Genomic DNA, 10,730 nt, shown 5'->3' on the forward strand with positions numbered 1-10,730 from the left:
GGCTGGGGGCCAGTTCGCATTCATTCCGGAGACAAGCGATGTTCCGCCCAAACCCCGCCCGTTCGACCCGTGCCCCGCGCCGGCCTGCCCTGCCGACCTCGCTGCTGGCGCTTGTCCTGGCCCCGGCGCTGACCCTGGCCCCGGCGGTGCATGCCGGGCCCGACATGGCTCCGCGCGCCGGCTTTGCCGTCATGGCCACCGACAAGGAATACGACACCTTGCTGGCCGACCTGTCGGCGGCGGTGAAGGCCAATGGCATGGGCCTGGTCACCCAGGCCGGCCCGACCGAAGCCGCCGCGGCCCGGGGCATCGAGATCCCGGGCAACCGGGTGGTCGGGGTGTTCAACAACGATTTCGCGGTGCGGATCCTGGCGCTGTCGACGGCGGCGATGATCGAGGCGCCGGTGCGGTTCTATGTCACCGAGAATGCCGATGGCACGGCCACCCTGTCGTGGAAACCGCCCAGCCAGGTCTTTGCGCCCTATGTCGACGAGGCCGGGCCCGAGCTGGAAGCCCTGGCCGCCGAGCTGGACGGCCGGTTCGAGGCGATCGCGGCGTCGGCGGTCGATTAGTCACAGCTCCGTTAGGGGCCTTGCGCCCGTCGGGCGGGCGGGCAAGCTCTGCGCGAACCATTGCGGAGTTGCCCTGATGACCGATCTTCCCCTTCGTGCGGCCGATGTCCTGGCGCGCAGATTGCATGCGGCGGGCTGCCGGTTTGCCTTTGGCATGCCCGGGGGGGAGGTGCTGACGCTGATCGATGCGCTGGAACGGGCCGGCATCCGGTTCGTGCTGACCCGGCACGAGAATGCGGCGGGGTTCATGGCCGAGGGCGTGCATCACCGCGACGGGGCGCCGGCGATCCTGGTGGGTACGCTGGGGCCGGGCCTGCTGAACGGGATCAACGTGGTGGCCAATGCACAGCAGGACCGGGTGCCGCTGATCGTGCTGTCGGGCTGCGTCGACGAGGCCGAGGCGCTGAGCTACACCCACCAGGTGCTGGATCACCAGGCGGTGATGCGGCCGATCACCAAGGCCAGCTTTCGGCTGAATGCCGAAGCGGCCGGAGTGCTGGCCGACAAGGCCGTGGCCATCGCGATGGGTCCGCGGCAGGGGCCGGTGCATATCGACGTCCCGATTTCCGTGGCCGATGCCCCGGCCCGCCCGCTCCCCGCCCCCGGCCGGGGCCGTGTCGCCGCCCTGGCGCCGTTCGGGGCCGACCTGGCGCGGGCCAAGACCTGGCTGGCCGAGGCCGAACGGCCGCTGGCCGTGGTCGGGCTGGACGTGCTGCGCGACGGCTCGGGCCAGGTGCTGCGGGCCTTCCTGGAACACCTGCAGATCCCCTTCGTGACAAGCTACAAGGCCAAGGGCGTTCTGCGCGAGGATCACCCGCTCTGCCTGGGCGCGGCGGGGCTGTCGCCGCTGGCCGACGGGCATCTGCTGCCGCTGGTGGGCCAGGCCGACCTGGTGCTGGGGATCGGTTATGACCCGATCGAGATGCGCACGGGCTGGCGCCATGCCTGGGATGCCGGCCGGCAACGGGTGATCGACATTGTGGCCGAACCCAACAGGCACGACATGCATTATGCCACCCTCGAGATCGCCGGCGACACCGGGGCGACGCTCGAGGCCCTGGCCCAGGGCCTGCCGACCCGCCCGCGCTGGCCGGACGGCGCGCCGGACCGGACGCGCGCCGCCCTGGCCGCGGCCTTCCCGCAGGATGCGGAGTGGGGCCCGGGGGCGGTCATCGCCGAAACCCGCGCGGTGTTGCCCGAAACGGCCCTGGCCACGGCCGACAGCGGGGCCCACCGGATCCTGCTGTCGCAGATGTGGAACTGCACCGAGCCGCGTGGCCTGGTGCAATCCTCGGGCCTGTGCACGATGGGCTGCGCGGTGCCCCTGGCCATCGGCCAGGCCCTGGCCGCGCCCGATCGGGTGGTGGTCAGCTTTTCCGGCGATGCGGGCTTCCTGATGGTGGCCGGCGAGCTGGCCACGGCGGCAGAGCTCGGCGTAGCGCCGATCTTCGTGGTCTTCGTCGATGCCTCGCTGGCCCTGATCGAGCTGAAACAGCGCCAGCGGCAGATGGCCAACCGGGGTGTCGATTTCGGGCGCCACGATTACGCGGCCATGGGTCGGGCCTTTGGCGGGGCGGGGGTGACCGTGCGCTCGCGGCCCGAGTTGCGCGCCGCGCTTGAGGCGGCGATGGTTGCGCCGACCTTCACGGTGATTGCCGCCGAAATCGACCGTGGCGCCTATGACGGGCGGATCTGACCGCGCCCTTGATCATTGAGGCGCAGGATGGCTGCGTCCGGCCGGATATTTGAGAAGAGAAAGAAGCAGCAGGGCGCACTTGCTGCTTCTTTCTCTTCTTAAGTATTCCCGGGGGAGTCCTCGTTTACGAGGACGGGGGCAGCGCCCCCTGTCGCGCCCGAGGGGCCGGGCGAAACGCCGGGACGGGGTGTGGCGGGGGTGGTCGCATGAAATCCGGGCGGTGAAATGTTTCAGGCGTTCACGCGCTGGTATGCCAAGGTCACCAATGCGTCAAAACCCCTGTAACACATGCCCCGAGGCGAAAAGGGTTTGCTACCTCTGGAACGCGACATGTTTTCCCGATGTTAGGACCCGCCATGCGATACGACCTGTTCGGCCAGCCCACCAGCCTCGAAAGCCAGGCGGCCCTGGAGGAGTGGAACGCCGCCCAGCTGGCCTTCCTGGCCCATGGGGCCGCCACGCCGAAACACCTGGGCGCCGTGTTGGCGGCCGAGCCGGGCTTTGCCCTGGGCCAGGCCGTGCGGGGCCTGTTCATGATGCTGCTGGGCCGGCGCGAGATGCTGGGCGTTGCGGCCGAGGCCCAGGCGGCGGCCCTGGCGGGCTTGCGCCAGGGCCAGGTCACGCAACGTGAACGGCTCTTCGTCGAGGCGCTGACGCGCTGGATCGCCGGGCGGCCTTCGGCCGCGGTCGAGGCGCTGGAACAGGTGCTGGCCGCCCATCCCGACGACGTGCTGGCCATGAAGCTGGGCCATGCCATCCGCTTCGTGCTGGGCGATGGCAACGGCATGCGGGCCTCGATCGAGCGGGTGCTGCCGGCCTATGCGCCCGATCACGCCGGGCGGGGCTACCTGCTGGGCTGTCATGCCTTCGCCTTGGAAGAGACCGGGGCCTATGACCAGGCCGAGATCGCCGGGCGCCAGGCGCTGTGGATGGCCCCCGACGATGCCTGGGGGCTGCATGCGGTGGCCCATGTCCATGACATGACCTGCGATGCCAGGGCCGGGCTGGACTGGCTGGACGGCCGCGAGGCGGCCTGGGCCCATTGCAACAATTTCCGGTTCCACGTCTGGTGGCACAAGGCCCTGATGCATCTGGACCTGGGCCAGGTCGACGCCGTCATGGCGCTTTACGACGCCGAGGTGCGCAAGGAACAGACCGACGATTACCGCGACATCTCCAATGCCACTTCGCTGCTGGCCCGGTTGGAGCTGGAAGGCGTCGACGTGGGGCACCGCTGGGACGAGCTGGCCGAGCTGTGCGCCGCGCGGACCGAGGACGGCAGCCTGATCTTTGCCGACCTGCATTACCTGCTGGCCCTGACCGCCAGCGGCGATGCCGAGGGCACCGCCCGGCTGGTGGCCCGGATCGCCAGCGACGGCCAGCGCCAGGAGAACGAGGCACAGGAACGCATGGCCGACCCGGGCCTGGCCGCCGCCCGGGGCCTGCAGGCCTTTGGCGAGGGCGAGTACGGCCGGGCCTTTGCCGACCTGGCCGCGGCCCGGGCGACGATGCAGCGCGCCGGCGGCAGCCATGCGCAGCGCGATGTTTTCGAACGGATCACGATCGACGCCGGGCTGCGGGCCGGCCGGTTCGATGCCGTGGAGGAATTGTTGAACGACCGTAGGCGGATGCGCGCCGGGCGGGACGACCAATTTGCCGCTATCCGCCGGGATCTGATCCTTGCGGGACGTGGCGATGGCGCAGCCGCCTGGAACAGCGTACCGGCACAGTAACAGACGACCACGACCACCATAGAGGGAGGCGAATGACAAGCCTGTCGCCCGAAGCGGCCTGCGCCGCCAGCCGGCCTGCCGCGACCATTGCGGCGGCACCCGTGTCCACGACCCGCGACCTGCGGCTCGACGTGGCGCGCGGGATCGCCATGTTCATCATCCTGATCGCCCATATCCCCAACAACCCCTGGACCTCCTGGATCCCGGCGCGGTTCGGGTTCTCAGACGCGACGGAGATCTTCGTCTTCTGCTCGGGCATGGCGTCGGCCATCGCCTTCGGCGGCAGCTTCGAGCGCAAGGGCTGGGCCATCGGCACCGCCCGCGTGGCCTTTCGCTGCTGGCAGGTCTACTGGGCCCATGTCTGCCTGTTCTTCTTCGTGGCCATGACCATGGCCGCGATCGACACCTATGCCGGGGTCGACAAGAGCTATGTCAACGCGCTGAACCTGGGCCGGTTCTTCAGCGATCCGATGCCCCAGATCGTCGGGCTGTTCACCCTGACCTACGTGCCCAACTATTTCGACATCCTGCCGATGTACCTGGTCATCCTGGCCCTGATGCCCCTGGTCATGGCCCTGGCCCGGGTCAGCCCGGGCGCGGCCATGGCGGGCTGCGCCATCCTGTGGGCCGTGGCCAACCTGGGCCTGCTGCCGCTGTCGGCCGAACCCTGGTCGGACCGGCAATGGTTCTTCAATCCCTTCGGCTGGCAGTTGCTGTTCTTTACCGGATTCGCCTTCATGCGCGGATGGTTGCCACCGCCGCCCCGACAGGCCTGGATCGCCTGGGCGGCGGCGGCTTTCCTGGTGCTGGGCGCGCCCTTCGGGTCGTGGAAGGTGTTCACCTGGATCAACGATGCCTGGCCCCAGCTTGGCGCCGCCATCCGGCCCAGCTGGCCGGTCACGTCCGAGCTGAGATTCAAGACTGAATTCGGGCTGTTACGCTATATCCACTTCCTCTCGATCGCCTACCTGGCCTGGTATTGGGCCGGGGTCGGGGGCACCCGTCTTTCGGCGCTCTATGACCGCCGGATCGGCCATATCCTGCTCACGATCATCACCCGCGTCGGTCAGCAGAGTCTTGCCGTCTTCGTCTTCTCGATGGCCCTGGCCCGGCTCATCGGATTCGCCTTTGACCAGCTTGGCCGGTCAGGTTTTGTCGTGACGGCCGGGAACCTTATGGGTGCGGCGCTGCTTGTCCTCACAGCCTACACGGCGTCCTGGTTCAAATCCCAGCCCTGGCGGAGCAAGCGTACATGACATTGACCCGACGACGATTTTGCATGGCTTCCATGATCGCCGTCCTGTCTTCGGGCATGGCCCGGGCATCGGGGCCCGGCATGCCCTTCGACCACAGCCAAGTGATCGAGCGCGCCCGCGCGCTGGCCGGGCGGCGATACGAGGCGCGGCCGACGGTTCCACAGGACTGGCTGGACATCGGCTATGAAGACTATCGCACGATCTGGCCGCGCCACGACCGGGCGCTGTGGTATGGCAGCGACCGGTCCTACGAGGTCGACCTGCTGCACCCGGGGCTGTATTTCAAACGGCCCATCGCGGTGAACACCGTCGAAAACGGCATGGCAACGCCGGTGGGCTTTGACATCTCGCGGTTCGACCGGACCGACCAGGCGCCCGAGCTGACCGTCGACGAGACGCTGGGCTATTCCGGCCTGCGCCTGCGCACCGAGCTGGACGGCACGGGCAACAAGAGCGAATTCTGCGTCTTCCAGGGCGCCAGCTATTTCCGGGCGATCGGCGCTGGCGAGACCTACGGGCTGTCGGCCCGGGGCCTGGCGCTGAACACGGCCGACGAGACCGGCGAGGAATTTCCCGAGTTCATCGAGTTCTGGCTGGAAAGCCCGGCGCCCGACCAGCGCGAGATCGTCGTGCATGCGCTGATGGACAGCCCGTCGGTGGCCGGGGCCTACCGGTTCGAGATCACGCCCGGCCCGGCCTGCGTGATGGAGGTCGAGGCGACGTTGTTCCCGCGCAAGGACCTGGCCCATGTCGGGCTGGGGCCGCTGACCTCTATGTTCCTGTTCGACGCCAAGGACCGCACGCGGTTCCACGATTTCCGCCCGGCGGTGCATGACAGCGACGGGCTGCTGATCCGCAACGGCAGCGGCGAGGTCATCTGGCGGCCGCTCAACAACCCGCGCGAGCTGCAGATCTCGTCGTTCCTGGACAATGGCGTGCAGGGCTTTGGCCTGTTGCAGCGCCCGCGCGACTTTTCGGATTTCAACGATCTCGAAGCGCTCTACCACAAGCGCCCGGGCCTTTGGGTGGAACCCAAGGGCGATTGGGGCCGCGGGGCGGTGACGCTGGTCGAGATCCCCGCGGATCGCGAGATCTACGACAATATCGTGGCCTACTGGCGCCCGGCCGAGCCCTTTGCGGCGGGGTCGGAAACGCGGCTGGCCTACCGGCTGACCTGGGGCCAGGACGAGCCCCTGCCGGGCGGGCCTGCGCGGGTGATCGGCACCGCGATGGGCAATGGATGGCACTCGGGACAGCTGGTGACCATCGACTTCGAAGACGCGCCGATCTTCGACGACGGATTGGACGGAATCGACATCCATGTCGCTTCCTTGCATGCGGAAACGACGCCGGGGGTGATACAGCGCAACCCCGAGACCGGCGGACCCAGAATCGCCTTCGGCTTCGAGCCCGGAGACAGATCGATGGTGGAGCTGCGCGCGCAGCTTCGCAAGGACGGAGCGGCGGCCAGCGAAGTCTGGCTCTACCGCTGGACAGCTTGAGGCCTACCCATGTTCAAAGACTTGAATGTCATGCCGCCGGAATCGCCCCTGGCAATGCCGGTACAGAACTTCGCCGCACGGTTCCGGGACGAAAAGGCCCCGGGGCTGGAACGGCCCCGCAATGTCGCGCTGTGGCGCGCCCTGGCTTTCAGCCCGGCGACGCTGGGCACCCTGGCCCTGGCCTGGGTCATGCACGGCTGGTTCTCGACCGACGGGATCACCTGGTTGGAGGTCGTGCTGCTGGCGCTGATCGGCTTCAACTTCTTCTGGATCTGCCAGACGGTCTGCACCGTGGCGCTCGGCCTGGTGTCGCTGTCGCGCAAGGCCCCGCAGGATGTGACGGGCGGGGCGCCGGCGCCGATGAACGTGGCCCTGCTGATGCCGGTCTACAACGAGGTGCCCTGGTACGTGCTGGGCAACGCCAAGTCGATGCTGGAAGAGCTGCGCGACAAGAGCGGTGATCACCATTACGCGGCCTTCATCCTGTCGGACACCCGCGACGAGGACATCGCCCGCCAGGAACAGGCCGCCGTTGCGGCGATCCGGGACACGCTGTCGCCGGGGCTGGAGCTGTACTACCGTCGGCGCGAGGAAAACACCGACCGCAAGGTGGGCAACATTGCCGATTGGGTCGTGCGCTGGGGCGGTGACTGGGATGCCATGCTGGTGCTGGATGCCGACAGCCTGATGACCGGCGACGCCATCGCCCGGCTGACCGATGCCCTGGCCCGCGATCCTTCGGCCGGCCTGATCCAGAGCTATCCGCAGCTGATCGGCGCGCAATCGGTCTTTGCCCGGATGCAGCAATTCGCCAATTGCGTCTACGGCGTGGCCATTGCCGAGGGCATGGGCCGCTGGTGCGGCGCCGAGGGCAACTACTGGGGTCACAACGCCATCATCCGCACCCGGGCCTTTGCCGCTTCGGCCGGCCTGCCGCGGGTCAAGAGCCTGCGCGGCGGCGGCCTGATCATGAGCCACGATTTCGTCGAGGCGGGGCTGCTGCGCCGGGCCGGCTGGGCCGTGCGCTTCCTGCCGCGCATCCGGGGCAGCTATGAGGAAACCCCGCAAACGCTGATCGACCATGTCCTGCGCGACCGGCGCTGGTGCCAGGGCAACCTGCAGCACCTGCACCTGCTGGGCGCCCGGGGCCTGTCGGCCATGTCGCGGTTCCACCTCTTCCACGGGGCCATGGGGTACCTGATGTCGCCCATCTGGTTTGCCCTGCTGGTCATGTGGGCCGTCATCGGCATGGGCGAGGATCGCTCGGTGCTGACCTATTTCTCGCCGTCCAACCCGCTGTTCCCGACCTGGCCCACGGCTGACGACAGCCACCACGTTCTGGTCATCGTCCTGGTCTACGGCATGCTGCTGCTGCCCAAGCTGCTGGGCATCGCCGCCCTGCGCCTGACGGGTGACCGGTTCAGCGCCTATGGCGGGGTCGGGCGGTTCGGCCTGTCCTTCGTGACCGAGGTCACCCTGTCGGTCATCTATGCCCCGGTCCTGATGGTCCAGCAGATGATCGCGGTCTTCCGCACGGCCTTCGGCCTGCAGAAGGGCTGGTCGCCCCAGACCCGTGACGGCGGCGCCTACGGGCTGCGCACCCTGCTGCAGTTCCACTGGCTGGAAACGGTCAGCGGCGGGCTGCTGATGCTGGGCATCGTAACGGGCTTCGTTTCGGTCTGGCTGCTGCCCATCGGCCTCAGCCTGGCCCTGGCCGTGCCGCTCTCGGCGCTCAGCGGGTTCAGCTTTGGCCGGCCCGGGGCGCTGATGGGCACGCGCGACGAATATGTCGAGCCGGCCATCACCCAGGCTGCGCGCCATTACCGCGCCGAGCTCAAGTCCTTCCTGGACGGCCGGCCGATCGCCACGCCGGCGGAATGACCTGCCGGTGAGGACCCGATGACGACAACGGCCCGCCTTCATGCCGAAGGCGGGCCGTTCTCTATATACACGTCTGCATGGGCTGACCTGCCGGCGGCTTTTGATACCGGCCACCAGCTGGCCGACGGCTCACGATACCGGGCCCTATATAAAGACCGGCCGTCGGCCCGGCATGGGCCTCACTATATACAAGATGACCGTTCGCTCAGCCGGTCACGTCCTCGAACCAGTCGACCATCATCTCGGCCCAGCCGCCCGGCACGGTATGGCCCCCGGGAAACAGCGCGAATTCCAGCGCGCTGCCCGGGGCGCAATCGGTCCAGCGCCGGCGCATGAACGTCCCGGTGGTGGCAAAGCCCGTCGGTTTCTCGTCGGCACAGGCATTGGCCTGGCGCCACAGTTCCATCCCGGCAAAGATGTCGCCCTGCTGCCAGGCCCCGCCACCCAGGTACCGGCCTTCCAGCGGCACGGTCGTGTCCTGCCAGCCATGGGTGTGGAATAGGCGCACCGGCCCGGCGCAGCTGTCGGGCTGAGGTCGCCAGAACCCCCCGGCCACCGGGGCATAGGCCGTGAAGGCCTCGGGCGTGGCACAGGCCAGGTAGCTGACCATGAACCCCCCGGCCGAAAAGCCCGACAGGATGGCCATGTCGGCATCGAGCCCGAACCGATCGGCGGCATCCCGCGCCACGCCGGTCAGGAAAGCCGTGTCGTCGCGCCCGCCCCGGCCGGGCAGAAAGCTCCAGCTTTGCGGGCCGGTGCCGCCCCGGGCCAGCCCCTCGGGCGCGATCACTGCATAGCCCCGGGCGATCAGCGGGTCGACCAGCCGGGCATTGCCCATCGTCGCCGACCCGCGCCCGCCATGGCCATGCAGGAAGATCACCATCGGCGCACCCTCCGGCGTGTCCGGCAGGCGGATATGATAGTCGCCCAACTCGGTCGGGCAGGTGCCCTCGGCCCCGGCGCATTCGGCGGCCACGGGCCCGGCCAGCCCCAGGCTGGCCCCCGCGACGGCCAGCAGGCTCTTCCATCCCATCATTCGTCTCCTCCATGGGGTTTGATCGGCAATCCCGCCGCGATCCAGCCCGGCCCCGCAGACGATCCGATCATGCCTTCGGGCACGTCGATGATCCGCGTGAAACCAGCCGCCCGCAATTCCCCGGCCAGCCGGGCCGAGCGCACGCCCCGGGCGCAGATCAGCGCGATGGGCGCATCAACGGGGGCCAAAGCCTGCAGGGCGGTGATGAAATCCGCGCGCCGCATGTCCAGCGGATGCGCCGGCACGCCGATCCCGGTGGCGGCCCATTCCTCGGGGGTGCGTATATCGACAAGGGTGATCTGCCCGGTACGGGCCCGGGCCTCGGCCTCTGCAACCGACAGGCTGTCGGTGTCGCCGGGCGCAGGGGGCAGCACCGCGCGCCATGTCAGGATGCCGATGGCCGCCCCGACAGCCCCAAAGCCCAGGAAGTCTCGCCGGGCCAACCAGCCCGAGCTTTCGAGGTCCTGTTCCATGTCGCTCCACTCCGCCTGTCTCGGCACGGACCTACCATGGCCCGCTGCTCGCGCCGAAGACACGTTGGCGTCAGGGCGCCAGGCATAGGGGGAGAGGCCCGGGGATAGGGAGAGAGCCGGGGCCACAAGGCCGACGGCTGCCGAAAAACCGGGCACAGGAAAAAATTTCGGCGGGGTTTTCGGGGGGCTTGCGGCCATGGTTGTCGCAAAACCTCAATGTTTAGTGTGTACTTTGGGGGCAGACCGCAAGATGGGCGCCTGAACCGGCTGCGCCCGACATGGCCCCGCAGGGGTCATGAAAATGCTTTACGTCGGGGCGTCGAAAAAAAACGCAAAAGGCTCTTGCGACTCGCCCGTACTCCCCGTAGATACCCCTTCACCGGCGGCGCTGAGGCGCCACACGGTAGCCCGGACGGAACGAGGCGCGGCGCTGAGAGGCGAAGTTGCTGAGGGAAGCGAGGGGAAAATCAGAGGCATTTACGGGCGGGCGCGCCGAGAATATAGGGCGCACTGGTCTGGTTTTTGTCTCTACGCTGTTTGACATTGTCGGTATCTGAAGAGATATGCGGGCGGTTTGGTTC

General features: G+C 68.4%; 8 protein-coding genes. 6 read left to right on the forward strand and 2 right to left on the reverse strand.

The annotated features are described in order from the left end of the window. The first annotated feature begins 38 nt into the window (after positions 1 to 38). The 6 genes from ACK3BB_RS04885 to mdoH all read left to right on the forward strand — a co-directional run bounded on the left by ACK3BB_RS04885 (position 39) and on the right by mdoH (position 8,640). Complete coding sequence (locus tag ACK3BB_RS04885) at positions 39 to 572, forward strand: DUF302 domain-containing protein (protein ID WP_428927612.1); 534 nt, start codon at positions 39 to 41, stop codon at positions 570 to 572. Between the two features lie 76 nt (positions 573 to 648). Beyond that, positions 649 to 2,268, forward strand: coding sequence for a thiamine pyrophosphate-binding protein (locus tag ACK3BB_RS04890; RefSeq protein WP_428927613.1), 1,620 nt, complete (start codon positions 649 to 651; stop codon positions 2,266 to 2,268). A 356-nt stretch (positions 2,269 to 2,624) separates the two neighbouring features. After that, entirely contained in the window at positions 2,625 to 4,001 is a 1,377-nt protein-coding gene (locus ACK3BB_RS04895) for a tetratricopeptide repeat protein (protein WP_428927614.1), read from the forward strand. A gap of 32 nt (positions 4,002 to 4,033) precedes the next feature. Then, positions 4,034 to 5,257 (forward strand): OpgC family protein, encoded by a 1,224-nt coding sequence (locus tag ACK3BB_RS04900; protein ID WP_428927615.1) that lies wholly within the window; start codon positions 4,034 to 4,036, stop codon positions 5,255 to 5,257. Beyond that, complete coding sequence (locus tag ACK3BB_RS04905) at positions 5,254 to 6,759, forward strand: glucan biosynthesis protein (RefSeq protein ID WP_428927616.1); 1,506 nt, start codon at positions 5,254 to 5,256, stop codon at positions 6,757 to 6,759. The genes ACK3BB_RS04900 and ACK3BB_RS04905 overlap by 4 nt, the downstream gene beginning before the upstream one ends. Before the next feature lie 9 nt (positions 6,760 to 6,768). After that, a complete protein-coding gene (mdoH, locus tag ACK3BB_RS04910) occupies positions 6,769 to 8,640 on the forward strand; it encodes a glucans biosynthesis glucosyltransferase MdoH (RefSeq protein ID WP_428927617.1) in 1,872 nt (623 codons plus the stop codon). Between the two features lie 205 nt (positions 8,641 to 8,845). Here mdoH and ACK3BB_RS04915 read toward each other — a convergent pair whose 3' ends face one another. Next, entirely contained in the window at positions 8,846 to 9,673 is an 828-nt protein-coding gene (locus tag ACK3BB_RS04915) for an alpha/beta hydrolase family esterase (protein ID WP_428928684.1), read from the reverse strand. Continuing rightward, positions 9,673 to 10,149, reverse strand: a complete 477-nt coding sequence (locus ACK3BB_RS04920) for a rhodanese-like domain-containing protein (RefSeq protein WP_428927618.1) — start codon at positions 10,147 to 10,149, stop codon at positions 9,673 to 9,675. The genes ACK3BB_RS04915 and ACK3BB_RS04920 overlap by 1 nt, the downstream gene beginning before the upstream one ends. Positions 10,150 to 10,730: the final 581 nt, after the last annotated feature.

It is taken from the genome of Marinibacterium sp. SX1, assembly GCF_050389775.1.
GTDB lineage: Bacteria > Pseudomonadota > Alphaproteobacteria > Rhodobacterales > Rhodobacteraceae > Marinibacterium.